This is a genomic window from Aureispira sp. CCB-E, assembly GCF_031326345.1.
Classification (GTDB): Bacteria; Bacteroidota; Bacteroidia; order Chitinophagales; family Saprospiraceae; genus Aureispira.
This window is the reverse complement of sequence record NZ_CP133671.1, coordinates 3,397,557-3,422,239: the sequence shown is the minus strand read 5'-3', so window position 1 is coordinate 3,422,239 and position 24,683 is coordinate 3,397,557. Positions and strand designations below refer to the sequence as shown.

The following is a 24,683-nucleotide window of genomic DNA, read 5'->3' as shown; positions in this document are numbered from 1 at the left end:
CTTTGTTAAATATAAGTTGCGGGAAGGTTAAAAAAATTGATTTATGCGCTAGAATTAAAGATAAATGCAGCATTCATATTGCCGTAACTCCAAGAAATTCTATATTTGTGCGTTTTTTGGTACAAAAATAGAATAGTGTATACATATTGTTATTTGAAAACAGACTAACTAGAAGCTATTTAGGAAGCATATTGTTGAAGTTAATACCCATTTTTTAGCAATCAAATGAAACAATACACCATTAGCTTTTTCTTTCTGCTTTCCAAATCATCATATCAATGAAACGTTCTAAGCGTTCCAAATCATTATATCAATCAATAATAAAATGAAAAAACAGACACTGTTATCTCTATTAAGCTTATTATTAATAAGTACTTTTAGTTTTGCTCAAGCAGAAAAACAAGCTCATAAAGTGGTTTGCGTAGGGTTTTATAACTTTGAAAATTTATTTGACACCGTAGACACAAAAGGCAAACGAGACGGAGATTTTACACCAAACGGAAAGTTACTCTATAATTCCAAAGTTTATCAAGAGAAGCTGGGTAATTTATCTCATGTCGTTTCTGAACTTGGTACAGAGCTAACTCCCGATGGTCCAGCTATCTTGGGCGTTGCAGAGATTGAAAACAGAAAAGTTTTAGAAGATTTTACTCAACAGCCTAAAATAAAAAATAGAAATTATCAAATTGTTCATTACGAATCATTAGATAAACGAGGTATTGATGTTGCACTGCTTTACAATCCCAAATATTTTAAAGTCATCGAGAGTGGTAAAATTACGCCAAAGCTTTTTTATGATAAAACTCCTGATGCAGCCAAAAGAGATACTGTTTGGACAAGAGATATGTTATGGGTAAAGGGGCGTTTGGACGGTGATATAGTTCATATAATTGTTTGCCACTGGCCTTCTCGTAGAGGCGGTTCTTACCTTCGTGAAGGAGCGGCCAAATATTGCAAAGACTTTATTGCAGGTATTCAAGATGAGAACCCTAGGGCTAAAATTATTATCATGGGGGATTTAAATGACGACCCTGTTAGTCCTAGTGTTAAGGATGTTATCAATGCCAAAGACAAAAAAGGACAAGTCAAAAAAGGTGGTTTTTACAACCCTTGGGGCAAATTGTATAAAGCAGGGATTGGCACCTTGGCTTACCGCGATTCTTGGAACCTGTTTGATCAAATTATCCTAAGCCAATCTATTACACAAAATGATGGTGAAGGGTATTATTTTTACAAAAATTCTATTTTTAATAAATCTTACTTAATTAGTAAAGCAGGACGTTTTAAGGGCTATCCTTTCCGCACGTACTCTTTTGGCAAGTACGTTGGTGGTTACAGCGATCACTTGCCTGTTTGTGTTTATTTGGTAAAAAAAGTACAACCAAAACCTTAAGGAGAATAATTTGTTTTAAGGATAGCAATTCTATCTGCAAACAAAATTCAAAATAAATCTGTATTTTGGGTTGAAGCAATCAACCGATTCATCTGTACAAGATGTGAGTTTGCTCGCATCTTGTATTTTTTTATAGACTCATCCAAAATCAATACACCAATGCAACAGTTCGAATACAAAACATTAACAGTGCCTCTCAAAAGCACCTTATTTTCTAAAAAAATAGATTTAGATATGGAACTCATAGAAGATGAACTAAATCTACTGGGAAGAATGGGTTGGGAATTAACCACTCAATTTACAAGACAAAAAAATGGTTTTAGCCAATACGCTGTCTTAATTCTAAAACGTCCTATCGTTCTACATGCTTCTAAAAATAAGTCCTAATGCGTTATTTGATATTTTTATGTTTTGTTCTATCTATGTTGTCTTGCCAAAAAGAAGCCATCCAACACGACAACGATATTCAGCTTATAAAAGATTACTTGTTGGCTAATAATATCAATGCAACAGAAGATAAACAGTCTAATTTATTTTATCATATTTATGTTGAAAGTGGTGACAGTGTTGCTCCAATAAGAGACAATGATATTGTTGTTGAGGTAAAATACAAAGCTTACTTGTTAGATGGCACTAGTGTCTATAATACGAACAATTTAAGTGAAAGAGTTGACTTAGATAAGAGCATTTATGGCTGGCAATTAGCCCTTCCTCATATGGATATCAACGATAAAATGTTGTTATTTTTGCCTTCAAGACTTGCCTATGGTGAAGAGGGGCACGGCAAAATTCCTCCTAATTCAGTCGTAATTTTTGATATTGAGTTAATAGAAGTTTTTCCACACTTCTAAACAACAAAAAAATAATTCCGCAACAGCTACAATTCTATAGCTAGTTTTTATTGCCTTGTTTGGTGTATTAAGAGGCTTAGGTATTTTCTTGAAACATAGCAATGACAACAATTCAACTTATAAGATTAAAAATAGGTATTCAATGACAAAATATGGTATCCCAATTGTAATTTTACTTTTAATAGCCTCCTGTATGTGGTTTTGTGCGCCCAATCCTACTTCAGAAAAATCAGTAGATGCCTTCTTAAATCTTAATGATTCTGTTGAATATGTTGGCATGCAAATGTGTCAAAGTTGCCATCAAAATGTTTATCAAACTTATATCCAAACAGGAATGGGGCAATCTTTTGGCAAAGCAAATCTAAAAAAAACAGCTGCTGAATTTGGAGATAGTGCCTTGGTTTATGACAAACAGTTGGATTTTTATTATAAACCTTATTTCCAAGATTCTGTCATGTATGTTATGGAGTTTAGATTGAATGGGAAAGATACAGTACACAAACGCATTGAGCGAATTGACTACATTATTGGTTCAGGGCATCACACCAACTCCCATATGATCAACAGAAATGGATACGTCTATCAAGCTCCCATCACCTACTATACCCAAGATAAAAAATGGGATTTAGCGCCAGGTTTTGAAGAAAACAACGAGCGTTTTGGACGTGCTATTTTATCAGAATGCCTAACGTGCCACAATCACACACCTACACCTGCTACTGGTTCTGATAACAAGTATCACAAAATGCCTTTGGGCATTGAGTGTGAACGCTGTCATGGTCCTGGAGGGCTTCATGTCAAAGAAAAACTGATGGGCAAGCATGTTGATACTTCTAAGTATGTTGATTATAGTATTGTAAATCCCAAGCATTTGCCCATTGATCGCCAAATGGACTTGTGCCAACGCTGTCACCTTCAAGGAGTTGCTGTATTGAATGAAGGAAAAACCTTTTATGATTTTAAACCAGGGATGGAATTATCAGATGTTATGAATGTGTTTTTACCTCGGTTCACCAACTCCGACAAACGGTTTATTATGGCATCCCAAGCAGATCGTTTGCAATTAAGTGATTGTTTCAATGTGTCTAAAAAATTGTCTTGTATCACCTGCCATAACCCACATCATGACGTGCATTCTACTACTAAAAACAATTATAACACCGCCTGCTTGAGTTGCCACAAAGACAACTCTACCCAAAGCAAGCTGTTCAATTGTTCTGCACCGATTGCTCAACGCAATTTAGAACAAGACAATTGTGTTGGTTGTCATATGCCACGCTCTGGTAGTATTGATATTCCTCATGTGAACATTACAGATCATCACATTAGCAAAAATAATATTAAATCACCCGATACCCTAAGTCAAGAAAAAGTAGAAGAAATTGCTGGATTTTTAGGCTTGGAGAGTTTGGTTATAAAAAATGCAAGTCCCCTAGAAATGGCACGAGGTTATCTAGCCTTATGGGATAAATTCATGGGTACTCCAGCAGTTTTAGATTCAGCCAAATATTATCTAGATCTATCAAAAGCTAGCCGAGCCGAAAAATTCAATACCTTGGTACATTATTATTTTAACAAACAAGAGTATGCTTTGCTCGTTTCCATTGCCTTAGCACCACAGGAAATTCAAGATGCTTGGACAGCTTATCGTATTGGTGAAGCAGCATACAAAAACAAAAACCTTCCAAAAGCGTTAGCTTATTACAAACAAGCGACGAATTTAAAGCCGTACAGCTTAATTTTTCAAGAAAAACTGGGTAGTACTTATGCTCAGTCAGGGCAGTTGAATGCTGCCAAAAAGGTTTTTAACTTCATTCTAAAAGAAGATCCGAATCGAAAAATGGCTTTGGCTAATTTGGGGTTGCTTAACGCCCAACAAGGCAATATCAATCAAGCACTACAACTGTATAACAAAGCCTTGGCTTTAGACCCTGATTATAAGAATGCCTTGCTCAATAAAGTTGGTTTGCTGTTGCAAACTGGACGCCGTCAAGAAGCACAGCCTGTCATTCAACACTTAATAAAAAAATATCCTAATTATCAAGCAATTTTAGAACAACAAGGAATCTTGTAAATGAATTGGCATTAATTTAGGTAGAGTATTAGTATATTAATACTTTTATCCAATGAACAACCCACTATAGACATACGTTTGGTTGTTCGTTCTGAGTTGACTAAGCGCCTATCTTGCGATCTTACGAATCCCAAAAGTGAATGAAAGGGTTAACAACTTACAGCCGTTCGTAAAAACCACAACATAGCAACTGTGGGGCAAACCATACAGTAGCAGCGCAGTTAACGACTAAAACTCAATAACAGCCAACTTAATCAAACAATAAAATTACTAAAAACTATTTATGACAATGAAGCAATACATTTTGACTCTTGCACTATTCTTGGTAAGTACTGTGCTTTCTTTTGGACAAGCCCCTGCTACATTTACCAATATGAAATTTTATCATTTGGATGTTGAGGTATCGTTGGACAAGTCTTATATCAAAGGAAATGCTAAATGTGAGTTTGTCGCAGTAAAAGAAAATGTTACGCAATTATCCTTAGATCTCGCTGACCAATTAAAAGTTAGCAAAGTCGATGGGGCAAGTTCTTTTGAACAAAAAGACAACAAGCTTATAGTCAAATTATCAGGCGATCCTCTAAAAAAAGAACAACGTTCTGAAATTACCGTTCACTACGAAGGAGAACCTCCTGTGATCACTAGTAACAACGGTGTAAAAAAAGGTCTAATCTATGATACGCATGGCAAAAAAAATAATTTGGTTATCGCTAGTGTGTGTTATCCTAATGGTGGCTATTTGTGGTTTCCTTGCAAGCGAGGACTTGGCGATAAAGTAGATTCTATCTACGTCGATATAACCATTCAAGATACTATGGTTACAGAAGTTTTCATGAATCCTAAAACGAAAAAAGAAGAAGCCAAAGAAATGCCCATCATAGCTGTTTCAAATGGAAAACTTGAAGCCATTCAGAAACTTGAAAATGAGAAAAAGAAACAATACCAATGGCGCCACCGTCACCGTATTGCACCGCATCATGTTCTATTGGCTATTTCTAATTTTATGAAAGCAGAGTCTGAATTTAAAGGGCGTGGTTATGGTTTTCCTATCAACTTTTACTTATTTCCTGAAAAATTGAAAGAATCTTCATCTATGATGCGTCGGGTGCCAGAAATCATGACCTGTTTAACCAATACATTTGGTCCTTACCCATACAAAGACGAAGGCTTTAATGTTACTCAAGTTGGTATTAATTTAGGAATGGACGGCATGCCTACTCAAACAAATGTCCTTTTAGAAGACATGAAAGGGGTACATATGTATATGGTGGTGCATCAAATGGCCAGTATGTGGTTTGGTAATCATATTTCACCTAAAAAATGGCAAGATGCATGGATTACAGAAGCTTTAGCTACTTATGCAGAAGCAATGTGGCAAGAATACAAGCGAGGCTTAACGGTTTATCAAATTATCTTAGACGAAAAGGAGTATTTTGAAGGTGGTAAATTGTATTTGGCAAATCGAAAAGATTATTCAGAAGAGCGATTGAGCAAAAAGGGAATGTATGCCATACATATGCTTAGAGGAATTATGTCTGATGTTTATTTCTTTCAAACTTTAAAAGCAATTACTTCTGGAAAAAGAATGGAAGGGGAATGGTCTAAAACCTATCTAAGCACAGAGAACTTTAGAAAAATTGCCGAATACTACGCTAGTGAAAATATCGAAGTAGATTATCAATATTTCTTTGATCAATGGATTCGTGGAGAGTACTATCCTACTTATCATATCTCTTATTCTATCAATAATGGTAGCGTTTCTCTAAATGTAGTTCAAAAAGAATTGGAATCACAGCCTTCTATATTTACAATGCCCTACAAAATTGAAATTGAGTTGGAGGATGGTACCCTTATCAAAGAAACAATTAACACCAATCAAAGAGACGAGGTATTTAATGAAACTAATCAGTATTTTGAAATTCCAGTCAATGGAACCGTCAAAGATGTTCGTTTTGATCCAGACAACTGGATTTTTAAAGATCTAAAATATGTTCGTAAAGTAGAAAACGATCGTTTTGCATTGGAAGACTTCGAGATCACAACAAGCAACCACCGACGAAAAGCTCAAATCAAATATAATGTTCCCAAAAAACAAGATATTCGCATTGAACTATTTGAAGTAGCAGATGGCATTAGCTTAATGGAAGACAAGTCTATTGAGGTTCAAGAATACAAAAAAGAATCTGGGGAACAAATTCATAATCTTAAAATACCACTAGGATATAGCTCTCGTGGTGTCTACAAAATTGTCGTTACAGGAAAAGGAGAAACGTTCACTAAAATCTTACGCTTAAAACGTATTAAAGAGATTTTTTAAGCTCTTTTTTGATGCCTCACAATATATCAGCATTCTCTAATTTTAGGGAATGCTTTTTTTATGGAAGATGAGTTTACTTTTTCTTTAACTTCCAAATACGACGATCAATTTCCTCCTTCCAAGCACATCTAAATTTTGTCGCAGCCAATTTTCCTACATAGCGCCAATGCCAAGGTTCTTTTTTTATAGCACTTCCCTCTCTAAAATAATAACTTGGCACCCAGCCAAAATCAAATGCGTGGCGCAACAACCAAAGAAACTTCTTGTTCGTTACTCGTTCTAAATCTATTGCTGTAAACAAGTGATGTTCTGAATACCCTGGTCGCTCAGCCTGTTTTGCCCCTAATTTGTTGTGCAAGTGTTTTTGGTAGCTGTAACTACGATAAGTATTATTAAGTTGGAGGTAAATTCCTTCTTTCTCTGATTCCACACGCATGGCTTCTAAAGCTTGATACGCCTCTTTATGCAAATATAAACCCTTTTCATTTTCTAATATGATGTGGTCGTTATCTGTACTATATTTTTGAATCGTATAATTAAAAGGAATGCCTACAGGAGCGCCCAAAAAATCAATCTGTATCTTCTCTACAGGAACACTTATACCAAAATGACGCTCTGTGATTTGGCTTAATTCCAATCTTTGCTCATAATACATCCAAGCTTTTTCACAATCTTGTGCAGCTAGAGGCTTGCTGATTATTATAAATAAAAGTAATAAAAAACGGTAAACTAGTAGCATCTTAAAATATAAGTATACGTAGCGTAGTAGTTCGTGAGCCCTTTGCTTTTTTAACTACGCCTGTTGACAAAAAAATTCAATAAAAAAGGTGCAAGTACCCCATGTACTTGCACCAAAGCTTTTATAACGATAATCCGCCTTATAAATCTAAATAATGAGATTAAGAATAGATACGGACAATACTAAATTACAATATTAACCATTCGCTTAGGTACGACAATTATCTTTCGAATTGGCTTTCCATCAATCCATTTTTGTACCTCATCAACAGCCAAAGCTTCTTGCTCAATAGCGTCTTTTGTCGCATCTGCCGCAAAAGTGACCGTTGCACGTTTTTTGCCATTCACACAAACAGGATACGTAATCGTACTTTGTACTAAATAAGCAGGATTGTGCTCTGGGTATTTCCCGTTGGCATGAACAGAACCTTCATGTCCCAGTTGCTGCCACAACTCTTCTGTAATAAATGGTGCAAACGGAGCCATCAAAACAACCAATGGTTCTAGAACTTCTCGTTTGTTGCAATTAACTTTCTTTAAGTCATTGGTTGCCACCATAAAATGAGCAATGCAAGTGTTAAAAGAGAAATTAGCAATATCTTGGTTCACTTTTTTAATCGCAGTGTGCAAAATTTTCAACTCGTCTGGCGTTGCTTTTTCCTCGCTGATAGCCCATTGCCCATCCTTGTAGAATAAATTCCAGAATTTACGCAAGAATTTTGATACTCCTGTAATTCCCTTTGTATCCCAAGGCTTACTATCTTCCAATGGCCCCAAGAACATTTCATACATACGGAAACAGTCTGTTCCATATTGCGCTACCACATCATCAGGATTAACAACATTGAAATAACGCTTAGAAATTTTACCGATTTCACTATGAGTAACTACCTGCCCTTTTGCATTCGTTACAAAAACAGCCCCTGCATAATCTGGTCTCCAAGCCTTAAATTGCTTTCTACCTTCTTCATTTAAATAAGATTCTGGTTTGCCATAATCTGTTACAAAATCAATATGCACAGGAATTTGAGCAAACTCTTGCCCATCGTATTCTGACAATTGATCGGCACTTACAAATACAGATTGACCATCTTGTTTTTCTTTGAGCATATACAAAAACTCGATAACTCCCTGCAACATACCTTGGTTCACCAATTTTTTATATGGCTCACGCGTTGGTACCATGCCTAGATCAAACATAAATTTATGCCAAAAACGAGAATACATCAAATGTCCTACAGCATGTTCAGCTCCACCGACATACAAGTCTACTTCTTTCCAATAATTAACCGCCTCAGCACTAAATGGCGCCTCATCATTATTTGGATCCATGTAGCGTAAGAAATACCAAGAAGACCCCGCAAAACCAGGCATAGTATCAATTTCTCGCGTCATACCATCTTGATGCACCCATTCTTCAGCTCTAGCCAAAGGTGCCTTGCCTTCTTTGGTTGGTTTAAAATTATCCAATGTAGGTAATTCCAATGGCAAATTCGTTTCAGCGTGCGCCACACCGTCTTTGTCATATTTCACGGGAAATGGTTCTCCCCAATAACGCTGACGGCTAAAGTTAGCATCTCTTAAGCGATAATTGATCTTTCCTTCTCCTATATTCTTAGCATTGATTTCTTCAATTGCCTTCGTAATTGCTTCTGTAACAGGGAAGCCGTTTAAGAAACCAGAATTAATCATCGTGCCCACTTTATCACCAATTGCAGCACCTTCATAAGCCGATTGATCTACCACCTGTACAATCTCTAAGCCGAAGTGTTTTGCAAAACGTTCGTCTCTTTCATCTCCGCTAGGAACAGCCATAATTGCTCCTGTTCCATATCCAATCAATACATAATCGGCAATCCAAATAGGAATTCTGTTTCCTGTAAATGGATTGACAGCATAAGCACCCGTGAAAGCACCTGTGATGGACTTTACATCAGCCATACGATCTCTTTCAGAGCGGCTGTTGGCATATGCCTGATAATCTTCTATTTCTTGTCTTTGTGCTTCTGTTGTAATCTCCTTTACCAAATCATGCTCTGGTGCCAACACCATAAATGTAGCACCAAAAATAGTATCCGGGCGTGTTGTAAAGACTTCTATTTTCTCATTGCTATTGTGTACGTCAAAAAACAATTGTGCTCCTTCTGAACGTCCAATCCAATTGCGTTGTTGCGTCTTTAAAGCTTCTGAAAATTCGACTTGTTCCAAGCCATTCAACAAACGTTCTGCATAAGCAGTAATACGCAATGCCCACTGGCGCATTGGTTTTTTGACAACGGGGTATCCTCCTCGCTCCGATACACCATCCTTGACCTCGTCATTTGCCAAAACAGTTCCTAATTCTTCGCACCAGTTTACAAAACCAACTTTACGATACGCCAAACGATAATTCATTAATACATCGTCCTGTTCTTTGGGACTGTAACCATTCCATTCATCCGCAGAAAAAATAGTTTCTTGGCTAGAAGCAGCCTGAACATTTTTATTTCCTTCTTTTTCAAATAGTTCAACTAGATTTTCTATCGGTTCAGCTTTATCTATTTCATTGTTATAATAATGAGCAAACAATTTCAAGAAAATATGCTGTGTCCATTTATAATACTTTGGATCTGAAGTATTCACAGAACGGCTCCAATCAAAAGAAAAGCCTAAGTTATCCAACTGCTTACGATAGAAACTAATATTCTGATTGGTAGAAACAGCAGGGTGCACTCCTGTTTGAATGGCGTACTGCTCAGCAGGCAAACCAAAAGCATCGTATCCCATTGGATGCAATACGTTATAACCTTGTAAACGCTTGTATCGAGCAAAAATATCGCTAGCAATATAGCCTAGCGGATGCCCTACATGTAGCCCAGCTCCAGATGGATAGGGGAACATATCCAATACATAATACTTGGGTTTTGAGGTATCGTTAGAAGTTTTGTATACCTCATGCTCAGCCCAATACTGTTTCCATTTCGCCTCAATTTCACTTGATTCGTAATCCATTGTTATAATTAAATAGTTGTTGGTATGTAAGCAATAATTGCTTACTGTTTATGTAAAAAGTTATTTTCTATTTATTGATAGTTACCTATGATAATACTCCGTTGATTATTCCCTGCGGTCATGAGATCGCAAGCTTAGTTACCTGCGGTACTACTTCATGGTAGCTCTCTGCGGTCGTGAGATCGCTCACAAAGTAAACTAATACAATTTTTTAACGAAGTAATGCTATGATTTACCATCAGCAAATGGTAAAACCTACTACAACTAATTATGCATTGGACTAAAGTACGCTTCATTGTTTTGTGAAGTATTTATGCTAAAATTTGAGTCTGCATTCATAGTTTAGCCAACGAATTTATACAAAGTTTTTGAAAGTGGTTACTTAACAATTGTAGTTTTTTAAAAATAGTTTCATTATGCCCTCTTTTTGTGTTAAAAAAACTTAAAATCAATAAATAGAATTATTTTTCTAAAAAAAATGTTATGTCTATAAGGAGTTTAAAATGAGCGAGAAAGAAGGCAACAAGCTTTTTGAACCAAATAATATTTCGCATTCTAGTTTTAAATGAATTTTTTGATGTAGATCATTCATTCTCAGTTAAAAAATAGCTTGACTTTATGACATAAAAATCGCATCTTTGCACTCCCAAAAGAACAACCTAATTAAGGAATGGCATATTTTTTCCTTATTCTTTAACCCAAAAATTAAATTTATTATGAAAAAAATCTTTACACTTTTTATTCTTTCTATTCTTTTTGTTTCAGCTAGTTTTGGACAAAGTCAAAAGACATTTGTCAAATCCCTAGCTGCCGATGCTTCTAGTGTTGCGATCAACCTAGAGGGGACAACTCAAGTTAGAGAGTGGGAAGAATCCTTCATTCGTGTAACCACCACTATTGAATTGACCAACTTTAATGAGGAAATCCTCAAACGCTTGGTTTCTGTGGGACGTTACAACATAGAAACAACTACTGATAATGGCGTTATGACAATTCAAATGCCTAAACTAGCTACAAAAGTTACCATTAGAGGTCAAGTCCTTAATGAAGTTTTAACTTATGAGATTCTTGTTCCTGAAGGCGTAACTGTCGAAATGATTTCGAATCCTGACAATGATAGTACAGTTAACTAAATAATTAGTTTACTAAATCACCAATTCATTGCTTAAGATAACTTTTTTGAGAAGAAAGCCATTCTATAATAAAGGGATGGCTTTTTTTATAAGTAAATCTCGCCTCTCTCCTAGCTGTTAATATATCCAACCATTATCATTATTCCTAGCTTATAAGTAAACTGACTTTGTCTCGTTGAAGTAATCCCTCGATTAAAGTCATAGACCAATTCTCTTTATTTAAAAAAAATAAAAAGATTCCTTACTCTTTTTGTTCTTTTTGCGACAATTCATAAATATTTAGGCTGTTTTTGAAAAATTCTAAGCTATTTTTTTTGACGATACCAACCTTTTGCTATTTTGTTTCGTTTTATAAATACACAAACATTCAATACAAGCAAAATAAAAATATCCTTCCGAGGATAACATTCATCTTATAATCTTTTGATAATCATACATTTTTCGTATCTTAAAAAAGAGTTTAATTGATATATATTTAATCATATTAGTTTTAGTTATCTTTGCCCATAATATTATTCTTATTGTTCCTAAACACATTTTTTAATAAGTTAATATTAGAACAAACTACCTAACTACAAACACAGCAAACACACCCAATTTATTCAATCACAAGTCATGTATATTCCCTGCAGTACATGAGCCAAAAAGCAAGCGTATGAAATATTTATTCCTAACAATGGCATTCGTCTTTGGATGCACTCTAGCGGCTTCTTCCCAAGTCCAAAAAAACATCGTCAAATCGTATCAGTACAACGGTGCGCAAGTCCTTACTTTAGCCGTAGATGGAGAAATTGAAATCGAAGAATGGGACGAAAAAATAGTCCGTTTAGTGACTACAATTGATGCTGTTAATTTTAATGAGCCTACTTTAAAAGCATTGGCGGAAGCAGGACGCTATACAGCAAGTTCTAAAGATGTCGATGGAAGTATGATTTTAACCATGTTAAAAGCACAAAAAGAATTGGTCATTAGAGGAACGACTATCGAAGAGAAATATACCTTCAAAGTTTTTGTTCCCCGTGGCGTTACAGTCGAACAAGTTCAACATAAAGATGTTGCAGCATTGTTTTAGGCATCGTTTGATGTAATTATAAACATGGTCTAAAAAACGCATTGGGTTTATCCAGAAATCATGTTCAATGCGTTTTTTTTCTTGACAAGTTGTTTTTTAATGATGATTTGCGCTATCTCCTACACAGCCTTTTTCAATCATCTTATAGTCTTTTCTAGAGACTATTTAAAAGAATATCTCTATTCTTACCGTATACCAAAACAACTCTTAAAGAATTTCATTTTCAACTATCAGGTTATTCCCCTTCTGTTCCAAGAAACACAAACGTCCTAACTCTATTCAGAGTCGTTAACTTACTTATTTATTTGCTTAGTAAATTCAGAGTCTTTTATCAATGAGAAAAAAGAGTAACATTTTATTGCTGTTTTTAATGCTTTTGTATGCCCATACCCATGCTCAACAAATTAAAATAAAACAAGATTTTGGGGTTTGGGTCGGAGTTGTAGTCAAAAAAAAACTACCTCAAAATTTTCAACTTTCCTTAGAACAACAATTTCGAACCTGCCAAAATAGTAGCGTTGTTGATGCCTATTTAGCTGATCTAGGACTAAATTATACGATTAATAAAAACTTTCGATTGCATGGCAACTTTCGCTATATACATGATGTACAAAAATGGAAGCCAACAGAAAACAGTCTACGCTATAACTTTGATCTTGAATTTAGGACTAAGTTTAGTAAGAAGTTTAAACTGTCTTATAGGCTCCGATATCAACAAAAATTTATTGACTTATTTCAACCAGAACAAACCATAATAACTAGAAAGAAATCTACGGTTCGCAATAAACTAAAATTCACCTATAAGTATAAGAAAACACACCAATTCTATTGTTCTACGGAATTATTTGTCAGCACAACCCCTCATCAAGAAACACACTTAGATAAGTTAAGGTTTAATATTGGCAATAAGATAAAAACAGTCATTGGGCAATTTAATTTTGCCGTGGGATACGAAGTAAATTTGCAGCCCCAAGATGCCCTTTCATTCTTTTTTATAAAAATGATTTATAGTATTGAATTATGAATAAAGCCCTCTTTTTTTATTGTATCGCCGTATTCCTTTTTTTTTCTCAATCCTGCTACAAAGAAGAAATCATCTTTGATGCCTTGCCCGATGACCAACTAGAACTTCCTTTAATTTTAGCTTTAGACCACAAGGATTGTTTTTTTGACAAAGCAACCAATTCCTTAAGATATAGCATAGCGCAGGATTCTATCTCAAACTTTACCCCTCATGTTCGTTTTCAGGATTATGCGAGCATTTCAATTGATGGTATTTCATTAGCTAATAATGCTAGCAATAACCTTGGCAAGGTTAAAATTGGAGAAGAGTATGTTGTTGAACTAGTCACCAAAGGCATTTGCAAATATTTTACACTCCGTTTTACCAATTTACCCATTGTGAGAATTGTTACTCCAAACGTCATTATAGATGAGCCAAAGAAATTAGCTCGATTGACAATCAATTCCCCTACTGATGCAAGTTACCCCATAACATCTTTTGTGGGGATAGAAATCAGAGGTGGCTCTTCTCAATCCAATCCCAAAAAATCGTATGGTTTTGCTTTCCTAAACAACATGAGTTTGGGTAATAAAGTCTCTAAATCTTTGTTTGATTGGGATAAGAATGAAGACTGGATTTTAGATGCTATGTACAACGACCCATCTAGATTGCGCAATAAAGTTTCTTTTGAAATCTGGCAAGCCATGAACCCCTTAAAGCATCATGGCATACAATCTAAATTTGTAGAACTTTATCTCAATAATGATTATCAAGGTATTTACTGTTTGAATGAGAAGATAAACGCCGAAAAACTTGGCTTAAACCATCCAGAAGCTGTCTTGTACAAGACAACAGCTTGGGGAGATGGTACAACGACTTTCGAGCAATTAAATTCTAATATGCCCCATCATTCCAATAATTGGGATGGCTGGGAACAAAAGTATCCTATTCCCAAAAATAGAATTCATTGGGCGCCACTACATCAGTTAAGAGATTTTATTATTAATGAAAACGACCATAACTTCAGCACTCAAATTAATACCTTCATTGATTTGGACCTTTTTATAGACTATTATATCTTTTTGAACCTAACATCTGCCTTTGACAATACAGGTAAAAACATTATTTGGGTTCGTCAAAATGCAACCGCTCCATTTTTTATTACTCCCTGGGATTTGGATGGCTCTTTAGGGCAATTCTGGGATGGTTCTCCCACCAATACCACTACTATTTTGAGCAATCATCTCTTTGATCGTCTGCTGCAAACTAATTCTAATAATTTCAAACAAAGGTTAAAAAACAGATGGTTCTTGCTTAGAGGAAATGTTTTTAGTAGTTCGCATTTAAATTCCATTTACGACAATAACTTTGCAGAAATAGGTACATCAGATATTCTATTTTGGGAAAATTTGAAATGGAACAGTCACATTGACATCGCCCAACAACAATACTATATAATCAATTGGACACAAGACCGTTTGCTTTTCTTAGATGATTATTTTACCAATCTTTAGTAGTCTGCTAAGCTTTTTTAGAACGGCGTAATAATAAACCTACTCCCAACAAAAGCAATGCAATGCCACCCAATATCCATAGCAGTCTCCCATTTCCTTCACCTTGCCCATCAGGACTTGGCAAAGGAGCTTCATCTCCAATTTGAATAAAAGCCGACCACAAAAAAGGATGGGCTGTTTGGTTGGTTGCATCCTTGATGAAATCATGTTTTGCCTGCTGTAAAGCCTTATCTTTGGGCATCCCCATCTTTAAATTGGCATACAAGCGGCGCATAATTTCTGCCGTAGCATGATCGTTTACACTCCACAAAGAAGTAATCAGACTCTTTGCCCCAGCATAAGAAAACCCTCTTGCCAAAGAAGCAATTCCTTCGCTTTCGTATAGCTCTCCGATTCCTGTTTCGCAAGCACTCAAAACCACCAAACTAGCCGTTAAGTGCATGTTGTACAAATCTCGAACATAAAGCAATTCATTATCACTAGAATCGGGTACTTCAGAAAATGCCAAGAAAGAGTTTTCTGAATTCTCTGTATTCATCACTCCATGCGTTGCAATATGAACAATACAATAATCCTCACAATTTTCTTGAAAGTTCTCTTTGGTAGCGAGTTCTCCATCAAAGACTTCTCCCATCCCCACCAAATCAAAAATTTCTTTCACTTCTTTTTCGCTATGCAACAAAGGGTCAAAGGCATACTTTCCCTCCAATTTTACCCCTTGCTTAAACTCAGGAGCAAATCCCAAAAATATCTTATCAGGCACATGCTCTTTCTGTTGCATCTCGTGCAATAAGGTAGCAGAGTAACAATACCCAATGGCGTAATCATTGAGCAAATAAGGCATTTGCGTAAAATTTTCGCCTGTAGTAGGAGCGGTCAATAATGCCTCAAAAGGCAAAAATCCCAGGTTCCCTGCCAAAATAATCATCAAGCGACTTTCCTGTTGACCAGCTAATACAGGTTTCAAAATACCTTGATACAATTCATAGCCTAAAGTTTGGTATTGTTGTATGTAACTTCTTCGCAACGATTGGGAACGTTCCTTATTATTCAAATAATACCCATAAATACCTTCTCTAAAGGCTTTAATTTTGGGTGTCAATTCAAAATCTAAGGGCAATTCCAATACATCATACCCTTGTTTGCTAATTTTAAAAACGATTAATTCATTTTTTGTGATAAAATACTCTATCAATAATTGATCGCTTGCCAAACGTTCTTGCACCTCTCCCACCGTTGTTACCGATAGATCGAATTTTAGCTTATAATAATCAGGATATTGTTTTCTAAGTTCTATCAAAAAATCCTCGTACATTCGTTTTTTTTCCAACAACTCTTTTTCTTTTTTTCTCAACTTATTTTTGTAACTCTCTGTACTTTTTCTGTAGCGTTTTAAGTTGTACAATTGATTTTCCAAAGCATCCACATCTGCTTCTAGTACTTCTTCTTTTTCAATTTTTTCAATGGGAACACCAGAAACTTTCTTGGCTTTTATTTTTTTAAACGCTTCTAATAACAACAAACTTTTGCTTCTTTCCGACAATTCAAAGGCCTCCAAACGATAATCTTCTTGCCCTGTCTTATCATATAATCTCAAGCAGCTTTTGATGGCTTTTTCATAAAAATCCAATGCTCGGTCGGACCATAACAAACGAGCACTTTCTCCAGTATACAGACGACGCAAACGAGTAACAAACACATCCATGAGTCTGTAATTTTCTAAAGCTTTTTTTAATTCTCCCTCATTTTTATTACTAAAAAAAATAGCTCCTCGTTGAGCCAATAACTGTGCTGCCAACCCCAGAGATGTTGACTGATTCAACTCTTCAATAGTTGGCAATCCATTCTGAGCTTCATTTTTCCATGTAGGTAACAGGGACTTAATAGCTAAACTGTTGTATTCTAGTGCTTCTTCGTTTCGCTTGTACTCGATATAATAATTGGCTAAGTCGTGATAAAAATTGCTCCACAACACACTCTGCTCTATAACCTCCATTTTTCCCATTTCAATCGCTGTCAACATTTGGTCACCTGCTGAGCTATGATTTCCAAGCTTCTCCTCTACCTTACCTAAATATAAATGCTGTTGTGCTAATAATCCCATCTCTTTAACCCCTACCTCCTTGCTATATACTAATGCTTTTTCAAAAAACGTCTTAGCTTTCGAATAATCTGATTTTGAATAAGCCGTAGCGCCAATTCCGATCAATGTGTTTAGATAAATAATTTGAGCACTACTATCTTGTTGCAAAGATCTATCATTTTCAAATAATTTGACAGCCTTAGAGTAGACAAATTGAGCAGAAGCATATTGCTCTAATTCATTTAAAATTTTTCCTTTCTCGTGATAAGCCAACAATAGATCTTCGACAGGGTAATTTTTTTCTGTCTTTGCCCATTCTATAGGCAAATCCAAACGCTCCAATCCACGTGTATAATTTCCAATTGAATGATAAGCTATCCCTAGCTTCGTACTCAAAGGAAACCAAATATTTACATCATTTTGTATAGACTTTCGCAACAACAACTCTTCGCCCAACGCTGCCGCTCGATTGTATGCTCCTAGATTATACGCCAAAGAAAAATCTGTCATTGTTGTACGTTGCGCAGCTAGTGTTATGCTCTCCAAAAGCAGAGCAACAAAGAATATTTTTTGAAGATAGATCATAATTTAATTGTTTTTAATAGTCCGCCAACATTAAATAATCGTCCAATAATTCGATATTGCACAAAACACTAAGCGTGCCTTGTAATACCTTTAAAAAAATTAAAAAAGTATTGTCTACGAAGTCAATAGTTCGTTGAAACCACGCAGTAGCAGCGAACCGAGCTTGCAAGCTCACGAGCGTAGCGAGCTAAAAAAGTAAAAAATCAACGAACTACTACGAAGTATTACGAATATAATACCTTAACTTCATACTTACTGTCAGCAGAACGACACATACTCTATTATTTTTAATAAAAAATCGGCTCATGCGTATTTTATTAGCTAATATCTTATTACTTTTTTTCCTACCTATTGGAGCAATGGCTCAAAATGTTGGCATTGGAACTGCAACTCCCGATCAAAAATTAGTTGTTGAAGGTGGACAAATCAAGTTACAAAATCCTGATGGAACAAAGTTTCTACACGTCCGTACAGATGGTAGCGAAATCGACATCACTACAGTAGGCAGTGACTTTTGGATAACAGCAACCTCAAATAAACATATTATCTTAAATCCGACCGAATCTTCTCATGGCAATATTGGAATAGGGACTTACAACCCTACAGAAAAACTTGATGTGGCAGGTGGAGCAAGAATTCAATCGTTAACAGGGACAGGCAATAGAATTGTATATACTACCTCGACAGGAATTTTGGCAGCGAGTCAGCTTAATATTTCAGATTTAGAAAAAAACAATGCCCTACTTCAACAAAAGGTTGAAGAACAAGCGTTGTTAATTGAGCAGCTAACAAAACGTTTGGATCAACTAGAAGCTGAAAGTGCGAAGCATTAGTTGTGGTAATGATCAAACAAACTATTTTTATTGTTCCACCTCAACTGCCAATTGTATGATGGACCAATAATTAGGTGCTAACACTCCTTTTTCATAAAAACCTCTTGCCTTAATCAGTGCATGCATTTCAGGCAATTTGTACGATGGAACGCCCATTAACATATGGTGTTCTACATGATAATTCACATGATAAGGAGCAAACAACATCCGCTCAATAAAGTTAGCATAAGTAGTTCGAGTATTTAACAGTGGGTTGGTCGCATCTTCTACCACAGAATGCTCTGCCATCGAACGCACTCGAATACAAAATTGAAAAGTAGTTAAATAAGCTCCAATCCACAACAAATACAACCATCCAGAAGCGAATAAATACAAGGGTAAAAAGATCATAAAATTGGCTACAATTGGTTTCCATAAGTTGGCAATCATCACCTTAAAAAATTCCTCCCATGTCCTATCTTTTTGAGATACTCGAACAATATTATTTCCTAAATTATATTCTATATAGCCCAAGTTCATTAAAATTAAGCCTACAAAAGCTTTCATTCCTGTTTGTCCTGACAAATCTCTAAAAAACTTTCTCATCATACTCTTTTTAGAAGTGGGATACCCTCTGGTCAATAACAAATCAGGGTCTTCTTCTAATCCTGTATAAAGATGGTGTATTTTGTGATAAGGACGATACGCCAACATATCTTGAAAAATAGGATAAGCCCCTAGCCACTGCCCTACAAAATCATTGACCTTTTTATTTTTAAATACAGAAAAATGGGAGGCATCGTGCAACAAAATGGCACAAGCCAATTGCTTCCCGCCTAAAATAAACAGAGCCATTATGATTGTCAAAGGGTGACAATAAAAATAAGGTAGTAAAAAAGCAATAACAATCCATAACCAATGAATAGTTACTTCTACAAATGCTCTAAAATCGTTCATCTCTAACAATGATTTCCGTTCTTCTGTAGTTAGATAAGGAGCTGTTGGTAGTTGGTGCATGGCTATTAATCATTTTAATGTACGCTTCACAGAAAATCTCTTTTGCCGTTGTTGTATAGTTTCTAAAGTAAGGCTATTTTGACAGTCTAACATTATTCCATTGAAACCACGTCGTAGCAGCGAACCGAGCTTGCGACCGTAGGGAGTAACAAAGCTAATCAACGGAGTATTGAGTCTAATATACTTAATATTTAAAACAAAAACAAGGCATACTTAGCATTCTACTCAAACCTCTATATTTAATAATAGCTTCTAGGAATAAATCTCAAATTTCCTTAACCAAGTAGTCAATTTTTTTTATCTTAAAGTGATTTATAGGAATATTCATACGTGATGTATTGAATTAATACGTCACAAATTACAATAGAAATGAAACACACTGAATTTAGTTGGACAAATCCAGCCAAAGTCAAAATTTACGCACAGGGCTGGTGGCCTGATGAAACTAAATACAAGCTCCCTAAAGGAATTATCTTGCTTATTCATGGTTTAGGAGAGCATTCTTCCCGTTATCAACACGTGGCAGAGTTTTTTACGCATCATGGATTTGCACTCTTAACTTGCGACCGTTCTGGTCATGGAAAATCGGGGGGCAAACGTGGTCATATTGCCAAGTACGACTATGTCTTTGATGATATTGTAAAACTGCATAGTGAAGCTAGCCGCAGGCATTCTTCTGTACCTGTCTTTTTGTATGGACATAGTATGGGAGGAGGTATTGTCTTAGATTATATTTTGCACAAAAAACATACTGGTCTCAAAGGAGTTATAGCTACTTCTCCATTGTTAGAACCAGCATTTAAACCACCTGCTTTTTTGCTATTTTTAGGCAAATTAATTCGACCTATTTATCCTAAATTCACACAGGACAATCAACTAGACGTTAACTTAATCTCTAGAGATAAGATGGTGGTTGCAGCGTATAGCAACGATCCATTAAACCATAGTAAGGTAACTTCTGAAACCGCAATAGGCATGCTAGAATCGGGACAAAAAAGCCTAGAAACAGTCTCTAAAATTAACCTCCCCTTATTACTCTTGCACGGTAGCGAAGATGGTATTACCTCCCCCGCTGCTACTCAACGCTTTGCAGAAAAAGCTACTGGTGACATTAGTTTGAAAATATGGGAAGGCGGCTATCATGAACTTCATAATGAGCCTGAGAAATTAGATGTACTGGAACATATTTATCAATGGATATTACAAAAACTATAGAACTATTTTTATATTGAGCGCTTCTTTTAGACAAGAGAACAACAACTATATTTAATCGGTTGTTTTTAAGATATTTTTGTCAAAAAGGGTCTGTTAAAGGTATTCTGATAAGAATATCTGTTACAATCATCAAAAATCTAAATCGAAAAATTTTAAATTTAATATTCAATTCTTATGACTGCAAAAGAATTTATACTAGGTTTCCCTGATAGAATTACTCCTGAAGCATTGGATGGTAAAGGAGATACTCGTTTTCACTTTAAAATTTCTGGTGATGGTGGAGGAGAATTCACTGCATCATCTGAAAATGGTGAATTTTCGGTAGTGGAAGGCCTAGAAGGTGAAGCAAAATGTGTCATTACTACTTCTGATAAAGTATTGATGGATATCATCAATCGTGAGCAAAATCCAATGACTGCAATCATGTTTGGAAAGCTAAAAATTAGTAACTTAAACGAGATGACAAAATTTGCCAAGCCGTTAGGATTAATGTAAACACAACAACCTATTGAACTTAGCAAATTTTCAATCGTTGTGCCTCAAAGTTTAAAACTTTGGGGCTTTTTTATCTCTCATTTCAAGGCTTAGGCAATTTATTTTCTAATTGCTCAACATGCTAGCCGTTGATAGTAATACGAGCCCATACTGCAAGAGCATTGTTCCGTCCATCAATGCTGTGAAATAGTAGTCGTGCTTTTGCTGAGGCGAATAATAGACCAATATTCCTGTTGTAATTCCTGAACCCCACAAACCTACTACTATCGACCAAGTATAAATTTGAGTGACTCCAAGCATCCAAAGAACCAGTATAAAGAATGCCAATTGAAGCGTCTTTTTTACACCAATGGTCGCAGGAATTGTTCTTACACCATTCTTTTTATCAATTTCCCAATCTCGTAAATCAAAAGGCAAGGTGATCACAAAAATAAATAATATCCGTTCTATTATTGCTCCAATTGCTTGCTCCTCAAGTGGAATACCATGTTCTAAAACTGGCAATAAAACAGTTACATAAGACCAAACAATGGCAATTAAAAAAATTTTGATAAAATGCACATCCCGCAATCGTAGTTTTTTATTTCCCATAAATGGAATCACATAGCCCAAGGACAATATCGCAGGCAGCACTAAAGCATATTGAGTAGTTCTCGCTAAAAAGAAAAAACAAACACCACCACCTATCGTCCCTAAAGCAGCATAAATTTGAATGTGCCGTTGATACGTTTCAATCACATTAAAACGTTCTACTTTTAAATTTTTGTCGACCTTTGACAAACTCACCAAACGATGCAAGGCATAAATAACCAAGGTAGAAAAAAAAACAAGCCCTAGCAAAGCAGGACTTGTTGGTACACTTATATCAAATACATATAGCGTTTGAGCAGTCATCGCTACTGCACACAATGCAATATAAATATTGCTATACAATAGGAAATTGATAAACTTCGCCATTCAAACTACTTATGTAAAATATCTAAAATCGTGTTTATCTTCTATTCTTTGCAAGGCTTGGTAGATTAAACGAATGACATTTTCCACATCGTCTTTGTGTGCCATTTCTACTGTTGTATGCATGTATTTAATTGGCAAAGAGATCAATGCAGAAGGAACACCAGCATTAGAAAACGCAAAGGCATCGGTATCTGTTCCTGTAATTCTAGAGCTTGCACTTAGTTGATAAGGAATTTCATTGGCTTCTGCGGCTTCTCGAATCAATTTTAGTAAATTGTTGTGTACCGCAGGACCAAATGTTAAGTCGGGTCCATCCCCTCCTTTAATATCTCCGTGTTTTTCGACACTTACCAAGGGAGTATGTGTGTTATGAGAAACATCGGTTACAATAGCTACATCTGGCTTAATGGCATTGGCAATCATCTTGGCACCATTTAAACCAACTTCTTCTTGAACTGAATTGACTATATACAAGCCAAATGGCAGTTTGATATTATTTTCATGCAACAATCGGGCAACTTCTGCAATACAAAAACCACCAATACGATTATCCAAAGCACGACCAATATAATAACGCTTGTTAAGCACCTCAAAAGTATCGGGGTAGGTAATGACACAACCAGGATGAATTCCCATTTCCAAAACTTCTTCTTTGCTATCTGCACCTACATCAATAAAAATGTTTGTTAGTTTAGGGTTTAAAGTAGAATCTTCGTCCCTTCTAGTATGAATAGCAGGCCACCCAAACACACCTCGAACAATTCCTTTCCCAGTATGAATATTAACTCGTTTAGATGGCGCAATAGTATGATCAGAACCTCCATTTCGAATTACTTTTATATAACCATCCTTGGTTATATAATGTACAAACCATGAAATTTCATCGGCATGCGCTTCAATAACGACCTTATATTCTGCTTCTGGATTGATAATTCCATAGACCGTTCCATAATTATCAACCTTATAATCATCAATGTAAGGTTTTATATAGTCCAGCCACATCTTTTGACCTGGTGATTCAAACCCAGTTGGAGAAAAGTTATTCAGATAAGCTTCTAAAAATTTTTCTGATTTCTTTGTTATTATTGACATAATGGATTTACTTATAATTCAGATTTTTTCAATATTTACAATAGGGTTCTACAAACTAAAAAACTCATTTCTTTTTGTTTGGCTATTTCTAACCATAAAGCGTAAAGAACCATTCATTACAATACTTCGCACAAAATTACATTAGCCTAATTATCAACAAGATACCTTTCAAGTATTCAAACAGTAAATTACTGATAATTAAATTCATACAAAGATATTTTTTTGTCTTTCTATCAAAAAAGCAAAAAAATCCATGAAGTACTATAATTAAAGATACAATAGTTTTAGAAAAATAGAAACAATCATTTAAATATCTCTCTCCTTGCTGTATTTAATGTTTAACGAAAAAAAAATTTTCTGCTAAAAAATAATTTAAATTTGGCTCCCAAGATGGTCTTTTTTGTTAATAGTATTTTCAATGTAAATAAATTGATAATTTTTTGTAAATTTAATCTTTAATCTTAACTTTTTATTTACTTAGTCGCTCTTTGATAATGAAGTACACAATTCTACTTTTCCTATTCTTTTGTCTTTCCCAATATTCTAATGCACAGGTTGTCAATCGCTATCCCAATGTGCAGCGTCCTTCTCAAACAACAGCAACTATTGCTTGGCGCCGTGCCACTCCTTCTACTGGAACACTATATTTAGGAACTACCTCAGGCGTATGGTTTGACTCTCTTTCTACGACAGGACTAGATCAAAAACATTTTTTTGATTTGGCTGGCTTGCAAGCTAATACGACTTATTATTACCAAGTAAAATCAATCGCTCCCAACGATACTTTTATTTCTGCCATCGAGCATTTTGAAACAGCACCTCTACCTTTAGCCGATGAATTTAGTTTTTTGGCCTATGGAGATTGCGGTTATAACAATACCATACAAAATCAAGTCGCAGGATTAATGGAATCAGAAAATGCAGATTTTGCAATAGTGACAGGAGATGTCGATCAAAATGTGGGCGATAATTACGACAATATTTTCTTTGGAGTATACAAAGATATGTTAAAACGAGAATGTCATTTTACATGCATTGGAAATCACGATACGTACGCAGATAATGCAGCAACTTATTTAGATGCTTTTTATCTTTTTAGTAATAATCCTGCGAATACAGAACGTTATTACTCCTTTGAATGGGGGGACGCTAAGTTTGTTTGTTTGGATGCCAACCTCGATTACACAACAGGATCCGCTCAATTCAATTGGATGGTTGATGAATTTAAGTGCAATGACAAAAAGTGGCTCTTTATTTTCTTTCACCAACCGCCATGGACCAATGCTTGAAGTTTAGATTATTATGTTCCTTTTTCTCCTTATTTTTTATACCAAGGAGACG

General features: G+C 35.5%; 19 protein-coding genes. 13 read left to right on the top strand and 6 right to left on the bottom strand.

The genetic code is table 11. From position 1 onward, the window contains the following. Positions 1 to 325 precede the first annotated feature (325 nt). The 5 genes from QP953_RS13245 to QP953_RS13225 all read left to right on the top strand — a co-directional run bounded on the left by QP953_RS13245 (position 326) and on the right by QP953_RS13225 (position 6,635). Entirely contained in the window at positions 326 to 1,393 is a 1,068-nt protein-coding gene (locus tag QP953_RS13245) for an endonuclease (protein ID WP_309555391.1), read from the top strand. A 159-nt stretch (positions 1,394 to 1,552) separates the two neighbouring features. Then, positions 1,553 to 1,780 carry a DUF4177 domain-containing protein gene (locus tag QP953_RS13240; RefSeq protein ID WP_052598290.1) on the top strand — a complete coding sequence of 76 codons (228 nt, stop codon included), beginning with the start codon at positions 1,553 to 1,555 and terminating at the stop codon, positions 1,778 to 1,780. Beyond that, positions 1,780 to 2,244 carry an FKBP-type peptidyl-prolyl cis-trans isomerase gene (locus QP953_RS13235; RefSeq protein WP_052598289.1) on the top strand — a complete coding sequence of 155 codons (465 nt, stop codon included), beginning with the start codon at positions 1,780 to 1,782 and terminating at the stop codon, positions 2,242 to 2,244. Before QP953_RS13240 ends, QP953_RS13235 begins: the two co-directional genes overlap by 1 nt. Positions 2,245 to 2,386: 142 nt before the next feature. Further along, the gene (locus QP953_RS13230; protein WP_052598288.1) at positions 2,387 to 4,318 is read left to right on the top strand and encodes a M48 family metallopeptidase; all 1,932 of its coding nucleotides are present in this window, start codon (positions 2,387 to 2,389) and stop codon (positions 4,316 to 4,318) included. A gap of 289 nt (positions 4,319 to 4,607) precedes the next feature. Further along, entirely contained in the window at positions 4,608 to 6,635 is a 2,028-nt protein-coding gene (locus QP953_RS13225) for a M1 family aminopeptidase (RefSeq protein ID WP_309555389.1), read from the top strand. A gap of 73 nt (positions 6,636 to 6,708) precedes the next feature. On the opposite strand, the gene QP953_RS13220 is transcribed toward QP953_RS13225, so the two are convergent. Beyond that, entirely contained in the window at positions 6,709 to 7,374 is a 666-nt protein-coding gene (locus tag QP953_RS13220; protein WP_052598286.1) for a D-alanyl-D-alanine carboxypeptidase family protein, read from the bottom strand. A 182-nt stretch (positions 7,375 to 7,556) separates the two neighbouring features. Beyond that, positions 7,557 to 10,364 (bottom strand): leucine--tRNA ligase, encoded by a 2,808-nt coding sequence (leuS, locus tag QP953_RS13215; RefSeq protein WP_309555388.1) that lies wholly within the window; start codon positions 10,362 to 10,364, stop codon positions 7,557 to 7,559. Positions 10,365 to 11,080: 716 nt separating this feature from the next. Between leuS and QP953_RS13210 the strand changes: the two genes are divergently transcribed. The 4 genes from QP953_RS13210 (at position 11,081) to QP953_RS13195 (ending at position 15,086) form a co-directional block, all read left to right on the top strand. Beyond that, positions 11,081 to 11,497, top strand: coding sequence for a hypothetical protein (locus QP953_RS13210; protein ID WP_052598284.1), 417 nt, complete (start codon positions 11,081 to 11,083; stop codon positions 11,495 to 11,497). 655 nt (positions 11,498 to 12,152) lie between these two features. Next, positions 12,153 to 12,569, top strand: coding sequence for a hypothetical protein (locus QP953_RS13205; RefSeq protein WP_156039824.1), 417 nt, complete (start codon positions 12,153 to 12,155; stop codon positions 12,567 to 12,569). 334 nt (positions 12,570 to 12,903) lie between these two features. Further along, positions 12,904 to 13,593: a DUF2490 domain-containing protein gene (locus tag QP953_RS13200; protein WP_309555387.1), complete on the top strand. Its 690-nt coding sequence runs from the start codon at positions 12,904 to 12,906 to the stop codon at positions 13,591 to 13,593. Continuing rightward, the gene (locus QP953_RS13195) at positions 13,590 to 15,086 is read left to right on the top strand and encodes a CotH kinase family protein (RefSeq protein ID WP_309555386.1); all 1,497 of its coding nucleotides are present in this window, start codon (positions 13,590 to 13,592) and stop codon (positions 15,084 to 15,086) included. Before QP953_RS13200 ends, QP953_RS13195 begins: the two co-directional genes overlap by 4 nt. A 7-nt stretch (positions 15,087 to 15,093) precedes the next feature. Here QP953_RS13195 and QP953_RS13190 read toward each other — a convergent pair whose 3' ends face one another. Further along, positions 15,094 to 17,754 carry a CHAT domain-containing protein gene (locus QP953_RS13190; protein WP_309555384.1) on the bottom strand — a complete coding sequence of 887 codons (2,661 nt, stop codon included), beginning with the start codon at positions 17,752 to 17,754 and terminating at the stop codon, positions 15,094 to 15,096. A 305-nt stretch (positions 17,755 to 18,059) separates the two neighbouring features. On the opposite strand from QP953_RS13190, the gene QP953_RS13185 reads away from it, so the two are divergent. Then, positions 18,060 to 18,587, top strand: coding sequence for a hypothetical protein (locus QP953_RS13185; protein WP_052598279.1), 528 nt, complete (start codon positions 18,060 to 18,062; stop codon positions 18,585 to 18,587). A 27-nt stretch (positions 18,588 to 18,614) separates the two neighbouring features. On the opposite strand, the gene QP953_RS13180 is transcribed toward QP953_RS13185, so the two are convergent. Continuing rightward, entirely contained in the window at positions 18,615 to 19,583 is a 969-nt protein-coding gene (locus QP953_RS13180; RefSeq protein WP_309555383.1) for a fatty acid desaturase family protein, read from the bottom strand. Between the two features lie 369 nt (positions 19,584 to 19,952). On the opposite strand from QP953_RS13180, the gene QP953_RS13175 reads away from it, so the two are divergent. Both QP953_RS13175 and QP953_RS13170 read left to right on the top strand, forming a co-directional pair. After that, a complete protein-coding gene (locus QP953_RS13175) occupies positions 19,953 to 20,798 on the top strand; it encodes an alpha/beta hydrolase (RefSeq protein WP_052598277.1) in 846 nt (281 codons plus the stop codon). 174 nt (positions 20,799 to 20,972) lie between these two features. Continuing rightward, a complete protein-coding gene (locus QP953_RS13170; RefSeq protein ID WP_052598276.1) occupies positions 20,973 to 21,293 on the top strand; it encodes an SCP2 sterol-binding domain-containing protein in 321 nt (106 codons plus the stop codon). 105 nt (positions 21,294 to 21,398) lie between these two features. On the opposite strand, the gene QP953_RS13165 is transcribed toward QP953_RS13170, so the two are convergent. Then, positions 21,399 to 22,250: a hypothetical protein gene (locus QP953_RS13165; protein WP_309555382.1), complete on the bottom strand. Its 852-nt coding sequence runs from the start codon at positions 22,248 to 22,250 to the stop codon at positions 21,399 to 21,401. A gap of 9 nt (positions 22,251 to 22,259) precedes the next feature. After that, positions 22,260 to 23,342, bottom strand: a complete 1,083-nt coding sequence (locus QP953_RS13160) for a M42 family metallopeptidase (RefSeq protein ID WP_052598274.1) — start codon at positions 23,340 to 23,342, stop codon at positions 22,260 to 22,262. 494 nt (positions 23,343 to 23,836) lie between these two features. Here QP953_RS13160 and QP953_RS13155 point away from each other — a divergent pair, with 494 nt between their 5' ends. Then, positions 23,837 to 24,631, top strand: coding sequence for a metallophosphoesterase family protein (locus QP953_RS13155; RefSeq protein WP_309555380.1), 795 nt, complete (start codon positions 23,837 to 23,839; stop codon positions 24,629 to 24,631). Positions 24,632 to 24,683 lie beyond the last annotated feature (52 nt).

Bases quoted from the DNA above. Each gene is read 5' to 3' on its own strand.
- QP953_RS13230 (WP_052598288.1), top strand. From the start codon at position 2,387: ATGACAAAATATGGTATCCCAATTGTAATTTTACTTTTAATAGCCTCC.
- QP953_RS13160 (WP_052598274.1), bottom strand. From the start codon at position 23,342: ATGTCAATAATAACAAAGAAATCAGAAAAATTTTTAGAAGCTTATCTG.
- QP953_RS13185 (WP_052598279.1), top strand. From the start codon at position 18,060: ATGCGTATTTTATTAGCTAATATCTTATTACTTTTTTTCCTACCTATT.
- QP953_RS13195 (WP_309555386.1), top strand. From the start codon at position 13,590: ATGAATAAAGCCCTCTTTTTTTATTGTATCGCCGTATTCCTTTTTTTT.
- QP953_RS13170 (WP_052598276.1), top strand. From the start codon at position 20,973: ATGACTGCAAAAGAATTTATACTAGGTTTCCCTGATAGAATTACTCCT.
- leuS (WP_309555388.1), bottom strand. From the start codon at position 10,364: ATGGATTACGAATCAAGTGAAATTGAGGCGAAATGGAAACAGTATTGG.
- QP953_RS13155 (WP_309555380.1), top strand. From the start codon at position 23,837: ATGAAGTACACAATTCTACTTTTCCTATTCTTTTGTCTTTCCCAATAT.
- QP953_RS13235 (WP_052598289.1), top strand. From the start codon at position 1,780: ATGCGTTATTTGATATTTTTATGTTTTGTTCTATCTATGTTGTCTTGC.
- QP953_RS13245 (WP_309555391.1), top strand. From the start codon at position 326: ATGAAAAAACAGACACTGTTATCTCTATTAAGCTTATTATTAATAAGT.
- QP953_RS13205 (WP_156039824.1), top strand. From the start codon at position 12,153: ATGAAATATTTATTCCTAACAATGGCATTCGTCTTTGGATGCACTCTA.
- QP953_RS13190 (WP_309555384.1), bottom strand. From the start codon at position 17,754: ATGATCTATCTTCAAAAAATATTCTTTGTTGCTCTGCTTTTGGAGAGC.
- QP953_RS13225 (WP_309555389.1), top strand. From the start codon at position 4,608: ATGAAGCAATACATTTTGACTCTTGCACTATTCTTGGTAAGTACTGTG.
- QP953_RS13210 (WP_052598284.1), top strand. From the start codon at position 11,081: ATGAAAAAAATCTTTACACTTTTTATTCTTTCTATTCTTTTTGTTTCA.
- QP953_RS13240 (WP_052598290.1), top strand. From the start codon at position 1,553: ATGCAACAGTTCGAATACAAAACATTAACAGTGCCTCTCAAAAGCACC.
- QP953_RS13200 (WP_309555387.1), top strand. From the start codon at position 12,904: ATGAGAAAAAAGAGTAACATTTTATTGCTGTTTTTAATGCTTTTGTAT.
- QP953_RS13165 (WP_309555382.1), bottom strand. From the start codon at position 22,250: ATGGCGAAGTTTATCAATTTCCTATTGTATAGCAATATTTATATTGCA.
- QP953_RS13175 (WP_052598277.1), top strand. From the start codon at position 19,953: ATGAAACACACTGAATTTAGTTGGACAAATCCAGCCAAAGTCAAAATT.
- QP953_RS13220 (WP_052598286.1), bottom strand. From the start codon at position 7,374: ATGCTACTAGTTTACCGTTTTTTATTACTTTTATTTATAATAATCAGC.
- QP953_RS13180 (WP_309555383.1), bottom strand. From the start codon at position 19,583: ATGCACCAACTACCAACAGCTCCTTATCTAACTACAGAAGAACGGAAA.